The organism is uncultured Novosphingobium sp. (genome assembly GCF_964277725.1).
GTDB lineage: Bacteria > Pseudomonadota > Alphaproteobacteria > Sphingomonadales > Sphingomonadaceae > Novosphingobium > Novosphingobium fluoreni.
Map to the genome: position 1 here is coordinate 1 of NZ_CAXYKL010000189.1, position 22,231 is coordinate 22,231.

Sequence of the window (22,231 nt, forward strand, 5' to 3'; positions counted from 1 at the left end):
GCACGAAATCAGCGCTCGAACGTGGACTACGGTACGCTCAACCCCGCTCGGCGAGGAACCTGCGCCGCTGATTGGGCGATCCTGACCCAGGCCGATCGCTACCGCGCCGAGCGGGCCACTTTCCCGCATGAATATGCCGCTTATGCGCAGCTGATCGCCACTGGCCGGATCGTGGCAACCTTTGCGCCGGTTCCAGGCGAAAGCGGCGGGCCCGTGATCCGGGTGATCCGCTTCGCCGGCAAACCCGTAGCCCGCCCAGGTACTTTACCTCCGTTGCGCTAAAGGGCGCGCGCGATACAGAACTGTGGGTGCAGCCTGACGCCATTCCCTTTCGTTAAGCGCCGTAAGCACGGGGCTGGGCGTTGCTTGCGCATGGCTTATATCCCGGCAATGTTGCGGCGCACGGGGCGGGCGTCGCGATCGGTTTGGAGAGACAGGACATGGCCGCAGGTACCAAGACCGCAACGCGTCGCAAAAGCGGCGCTGCCCCCGGCGATATCGGCGCCGCGATCGCGGTTCGGGTGCGGGAATCGCTGCTGCCCGGCGATGGCCCTTTCGAAAAGGGCTGGGTAGAGGAAACCGCGCAGTTCCTGCTGGCCGCCGCGCGCCGCCGCGCGCCGGGTGAGCCGGTGATCGAGCTGGCCTCAACGAGCGAAGATGGTGGCCGCCGCTTTCTGCGGATCGCGCTGGTGAACGACGATATGCCGTTCCTGGTGGACTCGGTTGCCGGGGCGCTGACCGGGATGGGCATCGCCATCGATCGCCTGGTCCACCCCGTCATCACCGCCACCCGCGATGGCGATGGGCAACTGACCGGCCTCGCCGCGCCTCGCGCAGGTAAGGAGCCGGCGCAAGCGTCTCGCGAATCGCTGATCTATATCGAGGCCGCGCGCGTCGATGCGCGTCAGCGCCGCGAACTGGTGGAGACATTGGCCACCGTGCTGGCCGATGTGCGCGCCGCCGTCACCGATTACCCGCGCATGGTGGCGCTGATGAAGCAGGAAGCCGATGGGCTGACGCAGGACGAGGAAGGCGCAGAACTGCTGCGCTGGTTCGCCGATGGCAACCTGACCCAGCTGGGCCACATCACGCGCAAGCGGGAGGGCGGTCATAGCCAGTTGCTGGGCATCTGCCGCCGCGCCAAGGCGATCCTGGCCGACGCCAGCTTCGAGCGTGCCTTCGCCGCTTTTGACGAGCAGGTGAAGACCGGCACGGTGCGCGCGCCGATCATCGTCAAGGCCAACCAGGTCGCTACCGTCCACCGCCGGGTGCCGCTGGACTTGTTCCTGCTGCCAGTGATCGAGGGTGGCAAGGTCACCGCGATCTCGGTCCATGCCGGGTTGTGGACCAGTGCAGCACTGTCCACCCAGCCAGACCAGATCCCGCGCCTGCGCACGCAGTTGCACAACCTGAACACCCGCTTCGGCTTCGATCCCAACGGCCACACCGGCAAGGCGCTGCGCCATGCGTTGGGCGCGCTGCCGCACGATCTGCTGGTTAGCTTCAGCGATGCCGATGTGGAGCGGGTGGCGACGGCGATGACCGCCCAGGTCGATCGCCCGCGCCCACGCCTGTTGCTGGTGGAAGCGCCGCTTTCGCGCCATGCCATCGCGTTCGTCTGGCTCCCGCGTGATCAGCTCTCCTCGCAGATGCGCGGCCGCGTGCAGGCGCTGCTGGAGCAGACCGAGGGCGTGGACGTGCTGGATTGGTCCATGCAGGTGGAATCCGGCACCGTGGCCATGCTGCGCTTCGTGCTGGATATCCGCGATGCGCCGTCCACGCCCGATGAGGTGGAACTGGATACCCAAGTGCGGCTGCTGCTGCGCGGGTGGGGTGAGGCGGTGGAGGCCGCCGTCGCCGCGGACGGGGGCGAGGGCAATCGCGCCACCGCGATCGCCAGCCGCTATGCCGAGGCGTTTCCGCTGGGCTACCGCAGCGACTATGGCCCGGCCGAAGCCGCGATCGACATCCGCCATTTGCGCCGCCTTGCGGGCAGCGAGGCCGAGATCGCATCCGGCCCGCACAGCCGCCGCGACGTGCGGCTCTATCGCCTGCCGACCGACAGTGACGAGCGGCTGCGCCTGAAGATCTACCAGAACGAAGGCGTGCTGCCGCTGTCAGACGCGGTGCCGGCGCTGGAGGCGTTCGGGTTCCGCGTACTCGCCGAAATCCCTACCGCGCTCGATCGGGGGCGGATGGGCATCATCCATGATTTCCTGCTGGAGCTTCCCGCCGGGGAACCCGCCGCGCCGCTGGTGGACCGGGCCGAGGCGATCGAAAGCGCCTTCGCCGCCGTGCTGAACGGGCAGGCGGAGAACGATCCGTTCAACCGCCTGGTGATCGTAGCCGGGCTTGCCGCGGGCGAGGTGGACTGGCTGCGCGCCTTCTACCGCTATCTGCGCCAGACCGGAATCAGCTACACCATCGGCACCGTGGTGGATGCGCTGGGTCGCTCGCCCGCGATCACCCAGGGGCTGATGGCGCTGTTCCGTGCGCGGCACGATCCCGCCTTCAAGGGCAGCCGCGACAAGGCGGAGGAGGCCGCGTCAGAGGCGATCCGCAATGGCCTGGCCAATGTCGCCGCGATCAACGATGACCGCGTGCTGCGGCTCTATCGCAGCCTGGTGGAGGCGATCCTGCGCACCAACGCCTTCGCACCCGCGAGTGCCCCCAACAACGGAAACGGGGCGCTGGCCTTCAAGCTTGATTCCGCGCTTGTCCCGGGCCTGCCCAAGCCGGTGCCGTGGCGTGAGATCTTCGTCTATTCGCGCCGGGTGGAGGGCATCCATCTGCGCGCCGGACCTGTTGCGCGCGGCGGCCTGCGCTGGTCCGACCGGCGCGACGATTTCCGCACCGAGATCCTGGGCCTGATGAAGGCGCAGCGGGTGAAGAACGCCGTGATCGTGCCGACCGGCGCAAAGGGCGGCTTCTATCCCAAGCTGCTGCCCGATCCGCAGCGCGATCGCGCGGGCTGGGCGGCAGAGGGGCAGGCAGCCTACGAAATCTTCATTCGCACGCTGCTGTCGATCACGGACAACATCGTCGACAACGCGGTGGTCCATCCGGACGGCGTGGTGATCCGCGATGGGGAAGACCCGTACTTCGTGGTCGCGGCGGACAAGGGCACGGCCAAGTTCTCCGACGTTGCGAACGGCATCGCCATCGCCCATGACTTCTGGCTGGACGATGCATTCGCCAGCGGCGGCTCCAAGGGCTATGATCACAAGGCGATGGGCATCACCGCCAAGGGTGCCTGGCTTTCGGTGCAGCGCCACTTCCTGGAACTGGGCGTGGACGTGCAGAGCGATCCGGTCCGCGTGGTGGGCTGCGGCGACATGTCGGGCGACGTGTTCGGCAACGGCATGCTGCTGTCCAAGTCGCTGAAGCTGGTGGCCGCGTTCGATCACCGGCACATCTTCCTCGATCCCGCGCCCGATGCGGCCAAGAGCTGGGCCGAGCGCCAGCGATTGTTCGACCTGCCGGTGTCCAGCTGGGACGACTATAACAAGAAGCTGATCTCCAAGGGCGGCGGCGTGTTCGCGCGCACGATGAAGCGCATTCCGCTCAGCGCCGAAATCCGCGCCGCGCTGGCCATCGAGGCGAGCGAGCTGGAGCCCGAGGCGCTGATCAGCGCGATCCTGCAGGCGCCGGTTGACCTGCTGTGGTTCGGCGGCATCGGCACTTATGTGAAGTCCTCTGCCGAAAACAACGCCACAGTAGGCGATCCCGCCAACGATGCGGTGCGTGTCGATGGCAACATGGTGCAGGCCCGCGTGATCGGCGAAGGTGCCAACCTGGGCACCACGCAGGCTGGGCGGATCGAGTTCGCGCAAGTGGGCGCGGGCGGCAAGGGCGGCCGGATCAACACCGACTTCATCGACAATTCGGCGGGCGTCGATTGTTCGGACAACGAGGTGAACATCAAGATCGCGCTGGCCGCCGCCAAGCGGGCGGGCAAGTTGACCGAACCGGCGCGGGTCAAGCTGCTGCGTGCGATGACCGACGATGTCGCAGCGCTGGTGCTGGAGGACAACCGGCTCCAGGCGCTCGCCCTTTCGATCGCCGAGCGCGGCGGCGGGGCGGCGATCCCTTCGTACTTGCGCCTGATCGAGACGCTGGAGGAAGGCGGCAACCTGGATCGCCGGACCGAGGGGCTGGCCGATAACGACACGCTTTCGCGCCGGGCGCTCGATGGCCGGGGACTGACCCGGCCCGAACTGGCGGTGCTGCTCTCCAGCGCGAAGCTGGTGTTGCAGGATGCGATCGAGCACAGCCCGCTCGCCACCGATCCCAGCATGGAAGGCGTTCTGCTGGCGGCGTTCCCGCCGGCGATGCAGAAGAAGTTCGGCACCTTCATCAAGGAGCACCGCCTGGCGGGAGAGATCGTCGCCACCAAGCTCGCCAACTGCATGGTCAACCGCCTGGGCGTGATCCATCCCTTCGAACTGGCCGAAGAGGAAGGCGCGACGCTGGGCCAAGTCGCCGCCGCGTTCACGCTGGCGCAGCGGCTGCTGAACCTGGACGAACTGTGGCGGCGGATTGAGACCGAGCCGATGACCGAGACGGCCCGCATCGCCTTGTTCGACAAGATGGCCCATGCCGTTCGCAGCCATATGGCGGACCTGCTGCGCGTGGGGGCGGGACGGATCGCTCCGGCCGAGCTGATCAAGCGGCTGGGCAGCGGCGTCGCGCTGCTGGCTCGTGAGACGCGCGATCTGCTGGGCGAAAGCGGCCGCACCCATTCGGGTCGGATCAGCGCCGCGCTGGTCGAGGAAGGCGCACCCGAAGCCGATGCGGCGGCGGTAACGCATCTGTATGATCTGGATGGCGCGGTGGGCATCACCGCGCTGGCGGAGCAGACCGGCATCGCGCCCCGCCGCCTGGTGGGCGCGTTCACGCGGCTGGGCGCGGCGCTAGGCCTGGACTGGGCGCAGACCAGTGCCGCGGTGATGAGCCCGTCCGACCCGTGGGAGCGCTTGCTGGTTGCCGGCCTCGCGCGTGATTTCCAGCAGATGCGGCTGGAGTTCCTGGCCGAACTGGCGAAGAGCAAGGCCGATCGCGAGGACCCGGTGGCGGCGGTGGAAGCCTGGGCAGCGGGTCGGCAGACGGCGATCCATGCCTTCCGCGCCATGATCGATCGCGCCGAGGGCAACGCGGCGGTCGCTCCGGCGATGCTTGCCCAGATCGCCAGCCAGGCGCGCAACCTGCTGTCGCGGCGGCTGGGGTAGGGGGGTGGACATGCGCCATCCCCCGCAGGCGAGCGCGGGGTAACGCCGGGGAGAGTTCAACGGCCAAGCGTTGCGGCCGGCGCGGGCCTGGCGCGACAGGCTTGGCTCGACGTTCCATCGTGCGACCGGCTGGCGGGGGAACGCGAAAGCGGGACCGCCAGCTCGGCTTTGATGCGCAGGACGACCGGCGGGAAAAGCTCGCAAAAGCCCGTCGGCCCCGTCTCCGGCGCTAATGCCGGCGGGTTAGAGTCCTGCATCGCGGTGCAGGCGCCCGTCTTGAGCGCCGGCCGCATGGTGCGGGGTTGATGAGCGATCGCGTTTCGCCACCCGCACCCGCCGTATCGGTTTTCTCCGATGGCTGCGGCGTATAACCTATTTGGTTCATATTGGGCAATTATGCACTTTACAAACCCATGCTGAAAACGTAGGAATGACGGCAAGGAGCAAGCCGTCATGTCCGTTCTTTCGTCCCCTCACTTTCACGATGAAGCCAAGGCTTTCGCTTTCCTTGAGAGCGTCGTGTGGGCGAACGGCGTAGTCTGCCCTCACTGCGGTGTTGTCGCCGGTCGTGTGTACGATCTCGCTGGCGTCCGCTCCAAGCCTAGCGTCAAGAACCCCGAGGGTGTTGTCCGTCACGGCCTCAAGAAGTGTGGCGAGTGCCGCAAGCAGTTCACGGTCAAGGTGGGCACTGTGTTTGAGCATGCCCGCATGCCGCTCACCAAGATGCTCCAGGCCGTTCACCTGATGGTGTCGAGTAAGAAGGGCATCAGCGCCCACCAGCTTAGCCGCATCCTTGAGGTTCAGTACAAGAGCGCTTGGTTCCTCGCGCACCGCATCCGCGAAGCCATGCGCTCGGGCGATCTGGCTCCCTTCGGCGGCAACGGCACCATGGTTGAAGTTGATGAAACCTACATCGGTCGCCAGAAGGGCAAGCCCGTCAAGTCGGGCGGTGGCCACAAGATGAAGGTTCTCGCGCTGTTGGACCGAGAGACTGGTGCTGTCCGTACCTTCACGGACCCCAACCTCACCGCCAAGGACATTCACCCCATCTTGCGCGCCAACATCGCCGCAGAAGCTCGCCTGATGACCGACGAAGCCCGCCTGTACTGGAAGGTAGGCAAGGAGTTCGCTGAGCATAACCGCGTGCTGCATGCCGGTGGTGAGTACGTCCGCAAGGGTGATGTGACGATCCACACCAACACCGTTGAAGGCTACTTCTCGATCTTCAAGCGCGGCATGCGTGGTGTGTACCAGCACTGCGGAGAGCAGCATCTGCATCGCTATCTCGCTGAATTCGATTTCCGCTACACCAACCGCGTTGCCAACGGCTTCGATGACAAGGCCCGCGCGATCGAAGGGCTCAAGGGGATCGTTGGTAAGCGGCTCACCTATGCAAGGCCTGATCAGCAAGGCTGATCAACGCGACGACCATCACAACGATCATGGCGACCAATGTTTGATTTCAAAGCGCCATCAACGATGGCGTACAAAACAGCACCGAAAACACACAACCAAACGGCAAGATCATTGTTTCTGATTTGATCCGCAACAATCGCTTTGTGGGTGGACCCGGAAATCCGCCGCTTCTCTACGATAATCGTAAAATCCCCGACTGTGGGTTTTCCCCAACATCGCGCTTGGATTGCGACTCTTTGCGCTTGCCTCGCAACCTTGTTCGTGGCAGATACGACGATGCCGGGGTCACTACACCCCGGCATCGTGTTCCACATGGCCTGCTGATTGGGCAAAAGACTAGCGGAGGTTGCGAAGATGCGGACGGTTAGGAGATAGCCTGAGGGGTTCGGCTGAACCCTGATGTCAGGGCGATGTCCGGCACCGCCGTCCATGGGGCTTCGCGCCTCGTGGACGGCTCCCTCATTACGCCGAGAGGCGGGAGCTGTCAAGAAAATGACCGAAGAAACCGGTTCTAGCGACCCCTATGCGGCGGTCCTTGCTGACCTTCGAGCAAAGCGCGATCAGATTGATCAGGCAATCAGCGTCATTAGTAATCTGCTGGGTGCGACCGTTGGGGGCTTAGCTCCACAGCCTAGCCCCATGCCGACAGCGGATGGCTTAAATGATGACAATCCAACGGGTATGTTCCTTGGCATGTCGATCGTCGACGCAGCGAAGAAGCTGCTGGCGCTCCGCAAGCGCACTATGTCGAACACTGAGATTTTAGCCGAACTTCAAGCTGGTGGCCTTGTGCTGACCGGCGCTGACCCTCTGAATGTAGTGGGTTCTGTATTAACCCGGCGGTTCAACAATGTGGGCGACCTCGTGCGCGTAAGTCGCGGTACATGGGGCCTTAAGGAGTGGTATCCGGGCCGCAACTTCAAACCGGCAAATAAGGCCGTTGCGATGATTGCTGAGGCTGCTGATCAAGAAAGCGTTGATGCAGTTCAGCACGAAAAGCCAACTGCAATCGCAGACCCTTTATCACCCCAGGCGATAGCTGCGTTTGCCCAAGGATGGAAACGCGAGACCACCCATGGATGACCAAAAGACTCAGCTCGACAAGTTCAAAGAAGCCGCGCGCGAGCTAGAGACGGACGACGATCCGGAACGCTTCAAGGAGAGGCTGGCTAAGATCGCCAAGCACAAGCCAGTCGAGAAGCCGGAGGGCGAGAGCTAACCGTGAAGAATGCTCGCCTGAGCGAGATAAGTTGACGGCTGACGCGCGATTCCCCATATGTTCGCTCGAAAGGAGCGAGCATGAACGCTATCTCTGCAGCCGCCACGCTCGTCGATTTGAGCGGTGGAACGCTCACTAACCTTCAAATTCAAAAGATCCTGTACCTTGCCCAGATGTTTCACCTAGGCGAGGCCGGAGAGCCTATATTCAGCGACGACTTTCAGGCTTGGAAGTTGGGCCCGGTTGTGCCCGCAGTATATGGGAAAGCGAAAATCTACGGGAACAAGCCCGTCACTTCATTCTTTGTGAGCGCCCGTTTGCCGGAGGGATCTGGCAAGGCTGTGCTGGAACGCGCCTACAAGGAACTCCCCAAAAGCCCGTCTCGCCTCGTGGCGATCACGCATTGGGATGGTGGCGCATGGGCTAAGCATTACAACGATGGCTTCGGCTCAACGATTCCGAAGGATGACATTCTTGCCGAATATCGCGCCCGAGAAGCCGAACAGGCCGCTCGTCAAGCCTAGCTTTGCCGCCCTTTCGGGTCTGGCAAATACGCATGACACGCACGAGAAAGCCCTCAAGGCGTTGTCCGACGCGCAGGAAGAACTAGCAGCCATCAAAGACGCGAGGAACGAAGAGCGCGTTGGGTGGATGGTTATATCTGTCATTCTCTTTGACTGCGCTCTGTTTCTGAACGCCGAGAACGCGACAGCACCTGTTATTATCGGGATCTTAGAAATTGCCATGTTGGCGCTCGTGGCCAAACGTTTGGGCGTTGAAGAATTCTACGCACTATTTTCTAAGGCGATGCACCGCTTTGTCGGCATGGCATCTGGTGACAAGGAATAGGCGAGCAGAGGATTTAGAGTGAAACGCATCATCTCAGATGACGATATGATGTGGGAAGCTGAGCAGCTAGACGACCTTGCGTGTAGGATCGTGCTTTGGAGCACAGACCAATCATCGCGCACACACGATCAGATGCGCGAGAAATTTAGAGTCAGTTCCGGAGAGATTGCAGCTACCGCAGCCCGCCTCCGATTCCTCGACTTTGCCACAGCGCGCGACATGCGCTGGAGTGACGGTTGTTTCCGAGGGGCCGGCGTTTTTCTTACGCCCAACGGGATGAGACTGCGGCAAGCGCTGATCGATTTGGGTCGCGATAAAGGCTTGGGTTTGTAATCTCCATAATCGCCTCATATTGTCAACCCAGCAAAGGCGTCGGTGGGCACAAGCGGTTTCGAGATGAGGGTGCGGCCCGGTTGCGCTCCCGCCTGCTCCGTTCAGGGCGATCGAAATCCAGGAAAACCAGGCCATGCAAAGCCCGGCGAATGCATCAAACCACGCACCACCCCTGGAACCGTCACCAATGTGGCGCATATTAGCACCCCATGACCAATCCCAAAGCCAAGCTCGTCATCCGCCCGGCACTGTTGACGGACGCCCCCGCGATCACGCGGTTGTCCGCCAAGGTTTACGGACCCACCGAGGCGTTCACACGCGCTGAAATTCGGGGGCAGATCAACAACTTCCCCGATGGCCAGTTCGTCGCCGAGTATCAGGGCAAGGTGGTGGGCCACTGCGCCACGATGATCATCTCCTCCGATCTGGCATTCAAGCCGCATACCTGGGAGGAAATCAGTGCCGGTGGCTATGGCCGCCCGCCCGCGCCCAACGGCGATGTGCTCTATGGCTTCGAGATCTGCGTCGATCCCGAATTCCGCCGGTTGCGCATCGGCCAGCGGCTCTATCGCAAGCGGCGCGAGCTGTGTCAGGACTTCGAGCTGAAGGGCATCGCCTTTGCCGGACGGATGCCGGGCTATTCCCGCCGCCGCCGCAGCTATCCCGACCCGTTCGACTATGTGGAGGCGGTGAAGGCCAAGAAGGTGCGTGATCAGGTGATCGAGTTCCAGATGAGCGAGGGCTACGAGCCGCGCGGCATCCTGCCCGGCTATCTGCCCAACGACCGTGAGAGTGGCGGCAATGCCGTGCTGATGTTCTGGACCAACCCGATCGCCCCGCAGGAGACGGGCAAGGCCGTACCCGGCTTCCAGGAATGGCTGCCCTCCAGCGTGCGCGTCGCCACCGTGCAGTTCCAGATGCGCAAGATCGACACGATCGACCAGTTCGAGGATCAGGTGGAATACTGGATCGACGTGGCCGCTGATTACGAAGCGGACTTCGTGGTGTTCCCCGAGCTTTTCACGCTGGAACTGCTGTCCATGGCGGAAACCAAGCTGGAGCCGGTGGACGCGATCCGCTGGATTTCGGAATATACCGACCGCTTCACCGAATTCATGGAGCGCATGGCGGTAAGCTATAACATCAACATCATCGGCGGATCGCACCCCACGCGCGTGGGCAAGGACGAGATCCGCAACGTCAGCTACATCTTCCTGCGCGATGGCAGCACGCACAAGCAGGAGAAGCTGCACCCCACCCCGTCGGAGCGGCGCTGGTGGAACATTCGCGGCGGCTACGGCGCCAGCGTGATCCCCACCGATTGCGGGCCGATCGGCGTGATGGTCTGCTATGACAGCGAGTTTCCCGAATTGGCCCGCCACCTCGTCAACCAGGGGGCCTTGCTGCTGTTCGTGCCGTTCTGCACCGACGAGCGGCGCGGCTATCTGCGCGTGCGCTACTGCTGCCAGGCGCGGGCGGTGGAAAACCAGTGCTATGTCGTGACATCGGGCGTGGTGGGCAATCTGCCCAATGTGGAGAACATGGATATCCACTATGCCGAAAGCGCGATCCTGACCCCGTCGGACTTCCCCTTCGCGCGGGACGGCGTGGCGGCGGAAACCGCCGTCAATACCGAGACGATCGCCATCGCCGACCTCAGCCTGGACGCCCTGCTGACCGCGCGGCAATCGGGCGCGGTGCAGAACCTGCGCGATCGGCGGTTCGATCTCTACCGTGTCGACTGGAAATAAGGCTGACAGGCAGGCGCGGGGCTTTGCGGCAAGTCCGCGCCTGCGGTAGGTCTGCACGATGACACGTTCCACACCCGACTTCGATTTCGCTCTGGGCGAAAGCGCCGACATGATCCGCGAAACGGTGGCCCGCTTTGCCGACGAACGGATCGCGCCGCTGGCCGCCAAGGTGGACGCGCAGGACTGGTTCCCGCGCGACCTGTGGCCTGAAATGGGGGCGCTGGGTCTGCACGGCATCACCGTGGAGGAAGAGTGGGGCGGCATCGGCCTGGGCTATCTGGAGCACGTGATCGCGGTGGAGGAAGTCAGCCGCGCTTCGGCCTCCGTCGGCCTGTCGTACGGCGCGCACTCCAACTTGTGCGTCAACCAGATCCGCCGCTGGGGCACGGATGCCCAGAAGGCGAAGTACCTGCCACAGCTGATCAGTGGCGAGCATGTGGGCAGCCTGGCGATGTCGGAAGCGGGCGCGGGCTCTGACGTGGTGGGCATGAAGCTGCGCGCCGAGGCGGTGGACGGCGGCTATCGCCTGAACGGCACCAAGTTCTGGATCACCAACGGCACCTGCGCCGATACCCTGGTGGTCTACGCCAAGACCGGAGAGGGTTCGAAGGGCATCACCGCCTTTCTGATCGAGAAGGACTTCGCCGGTTTCTCGATCGGGCAGAAGATCGACAAGATGGGGATGCGCGGCTCCCCCACGTGCGAGCTGGTGTTCGACGATTGCTTCGTACCCGACGAACAAGTGATGGGCCCGCTGCACGGCGGAGTGCGCGTGCTGATGAGCGGGCTGGACTATGAACGCGTGGTGCTGGCTGGATTGCAGCTGGGCATCATGCAGGCGTGCCTGGACACGGTGATCCCTTATGTGCGCGAGCGGCGGCAGTTCGGCCAGGCGATCGGCACGTTCCAGCTGATGCAGGCCAAGGTGGCGGACATGTACGTGGCGCTGCAATCGGCGCGGGCCTACGTCTACGCCGTGGCGCGGGCGTGCGATGCCGGGCAGACCACGCGCTTCGATGCGGCGGGCGCGATTCTCTATGCCAGCGAAGGCGCCTTCCGCGTGGCAGGGGAGGCGGTGCAGGCGCTGGGCGGGGCAGGCTATACCAAGGACTGGCCGGTGGAACGCTACCTGCGCGATGCCAAGCTGCTCGATATCGGAGCGGGCACCAACGAGATTCGCCGGATGCTGATCGGCCGGGAATTGATCGGCGCTGCGTGAAACAGGGTTAAATACGTATCACAAAACGAAAAAGCCTCACCAACTGATAGCTTTTACGGCGCGATTGGTTGGTTAAGACTATATTGATGGTTCGTTTTGGCACCAAATGTGCGATGCAGTCCTTTTCTTACATGCTATCTAAGTCTTCGCTTTCGTTATATTTGGTTCCTTAACTTAAGTTGGAGCCGCGAACCGGTGGCTCCGGGTCGCAAGCGGGTGGGAGATTGGAAATGATGCAGCCCTCTGAGGGCGGAGAGCGGCGTCCGCGTACGCGCGGTCGGCCAAGCATCGCCACAGCGGAAGAAATTGATCGCGAAATTCTGCGCGCCGCGAAGGAGCAGTTTTTCCAGCACGGCTACGAACGCACGTCGATGTCGATGATCGTCAAGTCCGCCGGCGTTTCGAAGACGACGCTTTATGCGCGCTATGCCACCAAGGTGGAGCTTTTCCTGGCGACGGTACAGGATGCGCATCAAGGTGTGGAGGAAATCGCCGCCGCGCTGGTCAGCAGTCGGGACATGGGACTTGAGGAAGGCCTCATCGCGTTCGGCCTGCAGTTGCACAAGATCGGTGCCGAGGTGAACTGGAAAGAGTTCGAGCGGCTGATCTTCGCAGAAGGTCCGCACTTTCCCGAACTGTATAAGGCCGTCGCGCTCAGGATGGACGAAGGCGTGGAGGCGATCTCGGAATATATCATGCACTGCGCCACGCGTGAGGGGATCGCCTGCCGCGATCCGCGAAAGCCGGCGGCGATGTATCTTTATGCCCTGCGTGGGTTCTACAACTGGCAGATGTTGAACGGCCAGCGCGCTACGTACGAAGAGGCCGCCGAGTTCTTTCGCAATCTGGTAGACACGCTCATCAGCTCTCGCGCCGATTGGTAGCGGAAGGTCCTGCTCGTGAGTTTTTTGGATAGTCGCGCATGATCGCGCTTGCCGGGTGCAGGCTTGCCGAATAGCGATAGGGCAACGCAAAAACACGGATGAGAGGATGCAGGTGGCCATCGCCGCCTGACGGGCGTGCAACCCGGGTTCGCCGGCCTTTGGCCTTTGGCGGGCCATCACGGAAGGATGTTCGCCCGTGCCCGATCTCAACTCCGCCATCCAGAAGACCGACGCGCTGATCGTCGACGTGCTGCGCCACCGCGTCGGCAAGGACGAGCGGGCGGCGAAGCTGCATGACTGGTACAAGGCCGCGATCCTGGCCATCCGCGACGAGGTGATCGACCGGTGGATCGATTCCACCCGCCGCACTTATACGCAGGGCGGCAAGCGGGTGTACTACCTCTCGATGGAGTTCCTGATCGGGCGGCTGCTGCGTGATGCGCTGTCCAACATGGGCGTCACCCTGCAGACCCAGCAGGCGCTGGCCGCGCACGGGCTGGACCTGGCCACGCTGGAGGAGCTGGAGCCCGACGCGGCGCTGGGCAACGGCGGCCTGGGGCGGCTGGCGGCCTGCTTCATGGAAAGCCTGGCGACGCTGGACATCCCCGCCTACGGCTATGGCATCCGCTACATCAACGGCATGTTCCGCCAGCGGATCGACGATGGCTGGCAAGTGGAATTGCCCGAGACCTGGTTGGCGCACGGCAACCCGTGGGAGTTCGAGCGGCTGGAAAGCAGCTACCGCATCGGCTTCGGCGGTGAAGTGGTGGCCGATGGCGATGCGGTGATTTGGCATCCGGCCGAGGAGGTGGAGGCCACCGCGGTCGATACCCCGGTGGTCGGCTGGCGCGGCAAGCGGGTGAACACCCTGCGGTTATGGGATGCGAACGCGCTCGATCCGCTGAAGCTGGACGCTTTCAATGCGGGCGATCACGCCGGCGCGCTGGCCGATCAGGTGCGCGCGGATTCGCTGGTGCGCGTGCTCTATCCGGCGGACTCGCATCAGGCTGGGCAGGAACTGCGGCTGCGGCAGGAGTACTTCTTCTCCGCCGCATCGGTGCAGGACATCGTGCGCCGCCACGTGCAGTACGAAGGCGATATCCGCACTCTGCCCGACAAGGCTGCGATCCAGCTAAACGACACCCATCCCGCCGTGGCCGTGGCAGAGCTGATGCGCCTGCTGGTCGACAGCCACGGGCTGGAATTCAACGAGGCCTGGGCGATCACGCAGGCGACCGTCAGCTATACCAATCACACCCTGCTGCCCGAAGCGCTGGAGAGTTGGCCGCTGCCGCTGTTCGAACGGCTGCTGCCGCGCCACATGCAGATCATCTACGCCATCAACAGCCGCGTCCTGCGCGAGGCCCGCAAGAAGGGCCTGGACGATGCCGCCATCGCCGCGATCTCGCTGATCGACGAGAACGGCGAGCGGCGCGTGCGCATGGCGAACCTGGCGTTCACCGGCGGCCATTCGGTTAACGGCGTGGCCGCGCTGCATACCGAGCTGATGAAGCAGACGGTCTTTGCCGATCTGCACAAGCTCTACCCCACGCGGATCAACAACAAGACCAACGGCGTCACCCCGCGCCGCTGGCTGCATCAATGCAATCCGGGGCTGACCGGCCTCATCACCGAGGCAATCGGGCCGGCTTTCCTGGACGATACGACCAGGCTGGCGGACCTCAACGCCCTGGCGGGAGACGCCGCGCTGGGCGAGAAGCTGGCAGCGGTGAAGCACGCCAACAAAGTGGCGCTGGCCGATCATATCCGCCACACGATGGGCCTGCGGCTGGACCCTGACGCCCTGTTCGACGTTCAGATCAAGCGCATCCACGAATACAAGCGCCAGCTGCTCAACCTGGTGGAGACGGTGGCGCTCTATGACCAGATCCGCAGCCATCCGGAGCGGGACTGGGTGCCGCGCGTCAAGATTTTCGGCGGGAAGGCCGCGCCCAGCTATCACAACGCCAAGCTGATCATAAAACTGACCAACGACATCGCCAGACGTATCAATGCCGACCCGTCGGTGGGCGGGCTGCTGAAGGTGGTGTTCGTGCCCAATTACAATGTCAGCCTGGCGGAGCGGATCATCCCTGCCGCCGACTTGTCCGAACAGATCTCCACCGCGGGCATGGAAGCGTCTGGCACGGGCAACATGAAGTTTGCGCTGAACGGGGCGCTGACGATCGGCACGCTCGATGGCGCCAATATCGAGATCAAGGACCGTGTGGGCGATGACAACATCTTCATCTTCGGCCTGACCGCGGAGGAAGTGGCCCAAAAGCGCAGCGGTGGCTATGATCCGCGCGCCGTGATCGAAGGATCGCGCGAATTGGGCCAGGCGATCTCCGCCATCGCAACCGGGGTGTTTTCTCCCGACGATCCCAACCGCTACCGCGATCTGATGGCCGGCATCACGGACCACGACTGGTTCATGGTCGCGGCCGACTTCGACGCTTATGCGCAGGGCCAGCGCGCCGTGGACGCCTGTTGGAACGATCAGGCGCGGTGGCGCGCGATGGCGCTGCGGAACATCGCCAACGTCGGTTGGTTCTCATCAGACCGAACCATCGCCGAATATGCGAAAGATATCTGGAACTTGACTTGAAGCCGCCGCAAAGCGCCCTCGATGCGCTGCTCGAAGGGACGCATGGCGATCCCTTTTCTCTTCTGGGCGTTCACGAAGGTCCTGGCGGCACCCAGCTGCGTGCCATCCTTCCCGGAGCGCACGAGGCGGAGGCGTTCACGCTGGACGGCGTTTTCCTGGGCCCGATGGAGCGCAAGGACGATCGCGGTCTGTTTGAGGGGCGCTTCCTGGGAAAGCGCGAACCGATCCGTTACCGCTGCTCGGCCGGAGGCGCGGACTGGCTGGTCACCGATCCTTACAGCTTCGGGCCGGTGCTGGGCCCGGTGGACGACCTGCTGTTCGCGCAAGGCACCCACTTTCGCCTGTTCGACAAGCTGGGCGCGCATCTGATCGAGCATGAAGGCACGCAAGGCGTGCATTTCGCGGTGTGGGCGCCCAATGCCCGGCTGGTCAGCCTGGTGGGCGATTTCAACGATTGGGATCCCACGCGCTATCCCATGCGCCACCGCCAGGACATCGGCGTGTGGGAAATCTTCATTCCCGATATCGGGGAATACCGGGCGTACAAATTCCATGTCGTCGGGCCCGATGGCGTGGTGCAGCCGCTGAAGGCCGACCCTTTCGCCTTCGCCAGCGAGGTGCGGCCCAGCACCGCCTCGATCACCGCCGTCGCCGCCAAGACCGGGCCGGGCGGCGTCACCTGGGGGGATGAGGCGCATCGCGATCACTGGGCCTCGGTCGATCACCGGCGGGTGCCGATCTCGATCTACGAAGTGCACGCCGGGTCGTGGCAGCGCGATCGGTTCAACTGGTTCCTCACCTGGGACGAGATGGCCGAGCAACTGATCCCCTATGTGGTGGACATGGGGTTCACCCATATCGAATTCATGCCCATCGCCGAGCATCCCTACGATCCGTCATGGGGCTATCAGACGACCGGGCTGTTCGCGCCGTCCGCGCGCTTTGGCGAGCCGGCGGGCTTCGCGCGCTTCGTCGATGGCGCACACCGGGCGGGGCTGGGCGTGCTGGTGGACTGGGTGCCCGCGCATTTCCCGACCGACAAGCATGGCCTCGTCCGGTTCGATGGCACCGCGCTGTATGAACACGAAGACCCGCGCCTGGGCTTCCACCCGGACTGGAACACGCTGATCTACAATTTCGGCCGGCAGGAAGTGTCCAGCATCCTGGTCAACAATGCGCTGTTCTGGGCCGAGCGCTATCATGTCGATGGACTGCGCGTGGATGCCGTCGCCTCGATGCTGTATCGCGACTATTCGCGCAAGGCGGGCGAGTGGATCCCCAATACCGAGGGTGGGCGCGAAAACTGGGAGGCGGTGGACTTCCTGCGCGCCGTCAACCGGGCAGTCTATGGCACGCATCCCGGTTTCGTCACCATCGCCGAGGAATCGACCGCCTGGCCCGGCGTCACCAGCCCGGCGCACGAGGACGGCCCGCGTGAGAGCCTGGGCTTCGGGTTCAAGTGGAACATGGGCTTCATGAACGACACGTTGCGGTACATGGGGCGTGACCCGGTGCATCGCCGCTACCACCATGACGATATCACCTTCGGCCTGGTCTACGCCTTTGGCGAGAATTACGTCCTGCCGCTGAGCCATGATGAGGTGGTTCACGGAAAAGGCTCGCTTCTCAACAAGATGGCCGGTGACGACTGGCAAAAATTCGCGAACCTTCGCGCCTATTACGCGTTCATGTGGGGGTATCCGGGCAAGAAGCTGCTGTTCATGGGGCAGGAGTTTGCCCAGCGCCGCGAATGGAGCGAGGATCGTGCGCTTGACTGGGACCTGCGTGCCGCCCCCGCCCATGAAGGCGTGCGCAACCTGGTGCGCGATCTCAACCGCCTCTATCGCGAAAAGCCCGCGCTGCATGGCCGCGATTGCGAGCCCGAGGGTTTCGAGTGGCTTATCGCGGACGATACGGAAAACTCGGTCTTCGCCTGGCTGCGCAAAGCCGCGCCGGGTGCGCCGATCGCCGTGGTCAGCAACATGACGCCCAGGGCCTGCAGCAAATACCGCCTGCCCCTGCCGCACGACGGCTTCTGGCGCGAAGTGTTGAACAGTGATTCGCCGTATTACGGCGGGTCGGGCACCGGCAATCTGGGCCGTGTGGAAGCAAAGGGCGGCTTTGCCGAAGTCACCTTGCCGCCGCTCGCCACGGTGATGTTCGAATATGCCGGTTGAATTGCCGACTCCTTCCCTCCCTAAAACGGGAAGGGGGACCGCCGGCGCAGCTGGTGGTGGAGGGGCCGATGCCTCTGAGCGGTTCCTGGCTTATCCGGAAGCGCCCCGACCCCTCCGTCCCGCGCTGCGCGCGCGCCACCTTCCCGTCCCGGGGAGGAACCAACATACGAATTCGCAGGAGAGTGCCGCCGATGACCTTACCCTTGCGCAGCCGATCATCCGGTCAGCCGCTCGCCCGTGATGCCATGGCCTATGTGCTGGCCGGCGGTCGCGGCAGCCGCCTGCATGAGCTGACCGACAACCGCGCCAAGCCCGCGGTCTATTTCGGTGGCAAGGCGCGCATCATCGATTTCGCCCTGTCGAACGCGATCAATTCCGGCATCCGGCGCATCGGCGTCGCCACACAGTACAAGGCGCACTCGCTGATCCGCCACATGCAGCGCGCATGGAACTTCATGCGGCCCGAGCGTAACGAAAGCTTCGATATCCTGCCCGCCAGCCAGCGCGTCTCCGAGACGCAGTGGTACGAAGGCACGGCGGACGCGGTGTATCAGAACATCGACATTATCGCCGCACATGCGCCCAAGTACATGGTCATCCTGGCGGGCGATCACATCTACAAGATGGATTACGAGCTGATGCTGCGCCAGCACGTCGATTCCGGCGCGGATGTCACCGTGGGGTGCCTGGTGGTGCCGCGCATGGATGCCGTGGCCTTCGGCGTGATGCACGTGGACGAGACGGACCGCATCACGGATTTCGTGGAGAAGCCCGCCGATCCCCCCGGCATCCCCGGGCAGCCGGATATGGCTTTGGCCTCCATGGGCATCTACGTGTTCGACACGCAGCTGCTGTTCGATCAGCTGCGCCGTGACGCGGCAGACCCGGAATCCAAGCGCGATTTCGGCGGCGACATCATCCCTTGGCTTGTGCGCAACGGGAAGGCGCAGGCGCACCGCTTCACAGACAGCTGCATCCGCGCGGCGGACGAGCTGGAGGAATATTGGCGCGATGTCGGCACCGTCGATGCCTACTTCGATGCCAACCTCGACCTGACGGACACCGTGCCCCAGCTCGACCTCTATGACCGCGACTGGCCGATCTGGTCCGACGCCGTGGTCGCCGCCCCGGCCAAGTTCGTCCATGACGAGGAAGGGCGGCGCGGCAGCGCGATCTGCTCGCTGGTCTCCAACGACTGCATCGTCTCGGGCGCAACCGCGCAGCGCTCGCTGTTGATGACCGGGGTGAAGATGGGCAGCTTTTCCAGCGTCAGGGAAGGCGTGATCCTGCCCTACAGCAATATCGGGCGGGGCGCGCAGCTCAGCCGGGTGATCATCGATTCCGGCGTGCGCATTCCCGAAGGTCTGGTTGTGGGCGAAGACCCCGAACTGGACGCGCGCCGCTTTCGCCGCAGCGCGAACGGCGTGTGCCTGATCACCAAGCCGATGATCGAACGGTTGACCACCTGACGATGCCGCTGCCCAGGCCGCTGTCCATGCCATTGAGAGTCCTTTCGGTCACGTCAGAGGCGGTGCCGCTCGTGAAGACGGGTGGGCTCGCCGATGTCGCAGGTGCGCTGCCTGCCGCCGTCGCGCCGCATGGCGTAGAGGTGACGACGCTGCTGCCCGGCTATCCGCAGGTGCTGGCAAGGCTAGGCCGCAAGCGCGTGGTCCACACCTGGGATAGCTTGCTGGGCGAACCGGCGCGACTGCTGGGCGGAATGCTGGGCGATTCCCCGCTGGTGGTGCTGGACGCGCCCAGCTTGTTCGTGCGCGATGGCAGCCCCTATCTCGATCCGGCCGGACGGGACTGGAGCGATAACTGGCTGCGCTTCGCCGCGCTGGGCCGCGCCGCCGCCGATCTCGCCGCCGGTGCGATGGTGGTGCGCGGCAAGCGGCGCCAGTTCGATGTGCTGCACGCCCATGACTGGCAGGCGGCGATGGCCCCTGCCTATCTCCACTGGGGCATGCCTCCCGAAGCGCCGCTGGTTCCTTCGGTGATGACGATCCACAACATCGCCTTCCAGGGCTGGCAGGGTGCGGAGATATTCCCCCGGCTGGGCCTGCCGCGTGAGGCGTGGTCGGTCGACGGCGTGGAATATCACGGTGGCATCAGCATGTTGAAGGCGGGCCTCGTCACCGCCAGCGCGATCACCACCGTCAGCCCGACCTACGCGCAGGAAATTCGCACGGCGGAGTTCGGCATGGGTTTGCAGGGACTGATGGTCGCGCGCGGTCGCGATCTTTCGGGCATCCTCAATGGGATCGACGCCGCCACCTGGAACCCGGAAAGCGATCCGCTGATTGCCAAGAACTACACCGCGCGCACCCTGTCGCGCAAAGTGGCGAACAAGCGCGCGCTGGAGGCCGAATTCGGGCTGGAGCCGGGCAAGGGGCCGCGTGCGGGCGGCCCGCTGTTCGTCGTGATCACGCGGCTGACCTGGCAGAAGGGCGTAGACGTGCTGCTGGAGGCGATCGACCATCTCGTTGGCCTGGGCGGGCGGCTGGCGCTGCTGGGTTCGGGCGATGCCGATATGGAGGCGCGCTTTCATGAAGCGGCGGCGCGCCATCCGGGTCGGGTCGCGGTGAAGATCGGCTATGACGAGGGGCTATCCCACCGGATGCAGGCGGGCGGCGATGCGATCCTGGTGCCCTCGCGGTTCGAGCCATGCGGGCTGACGCAGCTTTATGGCCTCGCTTACGGTTGCGTGCCGGTGGTGGCGCGCACGGGGGGCCTGGCGGACACGGTGATCGACGCGAACCCCGCCGCTCTCGCTGCCGGAGTGGCGACCGGCGTGCAGCACGGGGCGGTCTCTTACGAAAGCCTCGTCGCCGCGCTATCGCGCACTGCAACGCTCTATGATCGCCCGGAGGAATGGGTTCGGCTGCAGCGCAATGGCATGGCGGCGGACTTTTCGTGGAACGCCAGCGGGCAGGCTTACGCCGAGTTGTACCGCTCGCTCAGCCGGTGAGCGACCGCCTCGGCGCATGGGTGGAGGCAGGTGAGACCCGCTTCGCCGTGCGCAGTCCGCTCGCGTCGCAAGTGTGGCTGTGCCTGTTCGCCGATGAGAATGGGGGCGGAGCGGAAACGCGCCACGCGATGCGCCGCGATGGCGAGGCATGGCGGCTGGAACTGCCGGTTGACCTGACCGGCAGCCGCTACGGTTTGCGCGCGGCCGGTGAGTGGGCGCCGGAGCATGGTCTCTGGTTCGATCCGGCGAAGCTGCTGGTGGACCCTTACGCACAGGAATTGGACCGCCGCTTCGTGCAGCACCCGTCGCTGGCGCAGTATGGCGCGGACACGGCGGGCATCGTCCCCAAGGCGATCATACCGAAGGCAATCGTGCCTGGGCCGCATCGCCTAGTCGACACGGCTCCGCCCGACATTCGAGGCGGCCTGATTTATGAAATCAACGTGCGCGGGTTCACCATGCTTCACCCTGATGTGCCCGTGGCGCAGCGTGGCACGGTGGCGGCCTTGGCGCAGCCTGCGGTTCTGGCGCACCTCAGGAAGCTGCACGTCACGGCGGTGGAACTGATGCCGATCGTCGCCTGGATCGATGAGCGGCACTTGCCGCCGCTCGGCCTGTGCAACGCCTGGGGCTACAATCCGGTGGCGCTGATGGCGCTGGACCCGGGCTTGTGCCCCGGCGGCGTGGAGGAACTGCGCGAAACGGTGGCGGCGCTGCACGCCGAAGGGATCGCCGTGATCCTCGACCTGGTGTTCAACCACACCGGTGAAAGCGATACGCAGGGCGGCGTCCTGTCCCTGCGCGGGCTGGATGACGCGGCTTATGCCAAGGGCCCCGACGGCGCGCTGATCAACGATGCCGGCACCGGCAACACGTTGGACTTCGCGAACCGGTGGGTCCGGCGGCTGACGCTGGATGCCATGCGGCACTTCGTGTCGGCTTGCGGGGTGGACGGCTTCCGCTTCGACCTTGCCACCGTGCTGGCGCGCGGCCCCGGCTTTTCCCCGCAAGCGCCGATCTTCGCCCAGATCGCCGCCGATCCGCTGCTGGCGAACCGCATCCTGATCGCCGAACCGTGGGACGTGGGGCCCGGCGGTTACCAGCTAGGAGCGTTCCCGCCTCACTGGCTGGAATGGAACGACCGCTTCCGGGACGATGTACGCCGCTTCTGGCGGGGCGACGGCAGCATCGGCGCGCTGGCCACGCGGCTGGCGGGATCATCGGATGTCTTCGGTGCAGACTGCCGCTCGATCAACTTCCTCGCCGCGCATGATGGTTTCACCCTGGCCGACATGCTCGCCTACGCCGAGCGGCACAACCACACCAACGGCGAGGACAACCGGGACGGCCACGGAGAGAACTTCTCGTGGAACAACGGCGTCGAAGGGCCCAGCGATGACCCCGCCGTGCTGGCAAGGCGGCAAGCAGCCGCGCGGGCCCTGCTGGGCACGCTGTTCGCGTCCACCGGTACCGTGATGCTGACGGCGGGGGACGAGTTCGGCCGCTCGCAACAAGGCAACAACAACGCCTACGCGCAGGATAACCCGGTGACCTGGGTGGACTGGGCGGGCCGCGA

The 22,231-nt window shown here is 64.4% G+C and carries 16 protein-coding genes and 1 pseudogene; 16 read left to right on the plus strand and 1 reads right to left on the minus strand.

Features of this window, described 5'->3' with window-relative positions; translation table 11 throughout:
* From ACHWRX_RS10450 to ACHWRX_RS10460, 3 genes and pseudogenes are all read left to right on the plus strand, one after another.
* Window positions 1-282 (plus strand): annotated as a pseudogene (locus tag ACHWRX_RS10450) (hypothetical protein); the annotation flags it as partial.
* Between the two features lie 158 nt (window positions 283-440).
* On the plus strand, window positions 441-5,228 hold the full coding sequence (locus ACHWRX_RS10455) for an NAD-glutamate dehydrogenase (RefSeq protein ID WP_394659149.1): 4,788 nt from the start codon (window positions 441-443) through the stop codon (window positions 5,226-5,228).
* 453 nt (window positions 5,229-5,681) lie between these two features.
* Complete coding sequence (locus ACHWRX_RS10460) at window positions 5,682-6,644, plus strand: IS1595 family transposase (RefSeq protein ID WP_394659150.1); 963 nt, start codon at window positions 5,682-5,684, stop codon at window positions 6,642-6,644.
* Here ACHWRX_RS10460 and ACHWRX_RS10465 read toward each other — a convergent pair.
* Window positions 6,632-7,075 (minus strand): hypothetical protein, encoded by a 444-nt coding sequence (locus ACHWRX_RS10465; RefSeq protein WP_394659151.1) that lies wholly within the window; start codon window positions 7,073-7,075, stop codon window positions 6,632-6,634. The two genes, ACHWRX_RS10460 and ACHWRX_RS10465, sit on opposite strands and share 13 nt — an antisense overlap.
* 61 nt (window positions 7,076-7,136) lie before the next feature.
* On the opposite strand from ACHWRX_RS10465, the gene ACHWRX_RS10470 reads away from it, so the two are divergent.
* The 13 genes from ACHWRX_RS10470 to glgX all read left to right on the plus strand — a co-directional run.
* Complete coding sequence (locus ACHWRX_RS10470) at window positions 7,137-7,727, plus strand: winged helix-turn-helix domain-containing protein (RefSeq protein ID WP_394659152.1); 591 nt, start codon at window positions 7,137-7,139, stop codon at window positions 7,725-7,727.
* Entirely contained in the window at window positions 7,720-7,863 is a 144-nt protein-coding gene (locus ACHWRX_RS10475; protein WP_394659153.1) for a hypothetical protein, read from the plus strand. Before ACHWRX_RS10470 ends, ACHWRX_RS10475 begins: the two co-directional genes overlap by 8 nt.
* A gap of 80 nt (window positions 7,864-7,943) precedes the next feature.
* A complete protein-coding gene (locus tag ACHWRX_RS10480; RefSeq protein ID WP_394659154.1) occupies window positions 7,944-8,387 on the plus strand; it encodes a Panacea domain-containing protein in 444 nt (147 codons plus the stop codon).
* Window positions 8,338-8,712: a hypothetical protein gene (locus ACHWRX_RS10485; RefSeq protein WP_394659155.1), complete on the plus strand. Its 375-nt coding sequence runs from the start codon at window positions 8,338-8,340 to the stop codon at window positions 8,710-8,712. Before ACHWRX_RS10480 ends, ACHWRX_RS10485 begins: the two co-directional genes overlap by 50 nt.
* A gap of 18 nt (window positions 8,713-8,730) precedes the next feature.
* Entirely contained in the window at window positions 8,731-9,045 is a 315-nt protein-coding gene (locus tag ACHWRX_RS10490; RefSeq protein ID WP_394659156.1) for a hypothetical protein, read from the plus strand.
* 209 nt (window positions 9,046-9,254) lie between these two features.
* Window positions 9,255-10,796, plus strand: coding sequence for a GNAT family N-acetyltransferase (locus ACHWRX_RS10495; protein WP_394659157.1), 1,542 nt, complete (start codon window positions 9,255-9,257; stop codon window positions 10,794-10,796).
* 58 nt (window positions 10,797-10,854) lie between these two features.
* Window positions 10,855-12,015 (plus strand): isovaleryl-CoA dehydrogenase, encoded by a 1,161-nt coding sequence (locus ACHWRX_RS10500; RefSeq protein ID WP_394659158.1) that lies wholly within the window; start codon window positions 10,855-10,857, stop codon window positions 12,013-12,015.
* A gap of 230 nt (window positions 12,016-12,245) precedes the next feature.
* On the plus strand, window positions 12,246-12,899 hold the full coding sequence (locus tag ACHWRX_RS10505; protein WP_394659159.1) for a TetR/AcrR family transcriptional regulator: 654 nt from the start codon (window positions 12,246-12,248) through the stop codon (window positions 12,897-12,899).
* A 196-nt stretch (window positions 12,900-13,095) separates the two neighbouring features.
* On the plus strand, window positions 13,096-15,507 hold the full coding sequence (locus ACHWRX_RS10510; protein ID WP_394659160.1) for a glycogen/starch/alpha-glucan phosphorylase: 2,412 nt from the start codon (window positions 13,096-13,098) through the stop codon (window positions 15,505-15,507).
* Window positions 15,504-17,684: a 1,4-alpha-glucan branching protein GlgB gene (glgB, locus tag ACHWRX_RS10515; RefSeq protein WP_394659161.1), complete on the plus strand. Its 2,181-nt coding sequence runs from the start codon at window positions 15,504-15,506 to the stop codon at window positions 17,682-17,684. The genes ACHWRX_RS10510 and glgB overlap by 4 nt, the downstream gene beginning before the upstream one ends.
* Window positions 17,685-17,875: 191 nt before the next feature.
* A complete protein-coding gene (gene glgC, locus ACHWRX_RS10520) occupies window positions 17,876-19,153 on the plus strand; it encodes a glucose-1-phosphate adenylyltransferase (protein ID WP_183615387.1) in 1,278 nt (425 codons plus the stop codon).
* Between the two features lie 26 nt (window positions 19,154-19,179).
* Window positions 19,180-20,655: a glycogen synthase GlgA gene (glgA, locus tag ACHWRX_RS10525; protein ID WP_394659162.1), complete on the plus strand. Its 1,476-nt coding sequence runs from the start codon at window positions 19,180-19,182 to the stop codon at window positions 20,653-20,655.
* On the plus strand, window positions 20,652-22,231 hold a 1,580-nt coding region (gene glgX, locus ACHWRX_RS10530; RefSeq protein ID WP_394659163.1), incomplete at its 3' end, for a glycogen debranching protein GlgX. The genes glgA and glgX, both read left to right, overlap by 4 nt.

Coding starts and splice junctions, on each gene's coding strand:
- glgA (WP_394659162.1), top strand. CDS start 19,180: ATGCCATTGAGAGTCCTTTCGGTCACGTCAGAGGCGGTGCCGCTCGTG.
- ACHWRX_RS10480 (WP_394659154.1), top strand. CDS start 7,944: ATGAACGCTATCTCTGCAGCCGCCACGCTCGTCGATTTGAGCGGTGGA.
- ACHWRX_RS10475 (WP_394659153.1), top strand. CDS start 7,720: ATGGATGACCAAAAGACTCAGCTCGACAAGTTCAAAGAAGCCGCGCGC.
- ACHWRX_RS10495 (WP_394659157.1), top strand. CDS start 9,255: ATGACCAATCCCAAAGCCAAGCTCGTCATCCGCCCGGCACTGTTGACG.
- ACHWRX_RS10500 (WP_394659158.1), top strand. CDS start 10,855: ATGACACGTTCCACACCCGACTTCGATTTCGCTCTGGGCGAAAGCGCC.
- glgC (WP_183615387.1), top strand. CDS start 17,876: ATGACCTTACCCTTGCGCAGCCGATCATCCGGTCAGCCGCTCGCCCGT.
- ACHWRX_RS10465 (WP_394659151.1), bottom strand. CDS start 7,075: ATGGACGGCGGTGCCGGACATCGCCCTGACATCAGGGTTCAGCCGAAC.
- ACHWRX_RS10455 (WP_394659149.1), top strand. CDS start 441: ATGGCCGCAGGTACCAAGACCGCAACGCGTCGCAAAAGCGGCGCTGCC.
- ACHWRX_RS10505 (WP_394659159.1), top strand. CDS start 12,246: ATGATGCAGCCCTCTGAGGGCGGAGAGCGGCGTCCGCGTACGCGCGGT.
- ACHWRX_RS10470 (WP_394659152.1), top strand. CDS start 7,137: ATGACCGAAGAAACCGGTTCTAGCGACCCCTATGCGGCGGTCCTTGCT.
- ACHWRX_RS10460 (WP_394659150.1), top strand. CDS start 5,682: ATGTCCGTTCTTTCGTCCCCTCACTTTCACGATGAAGCCAAGGCTTTC.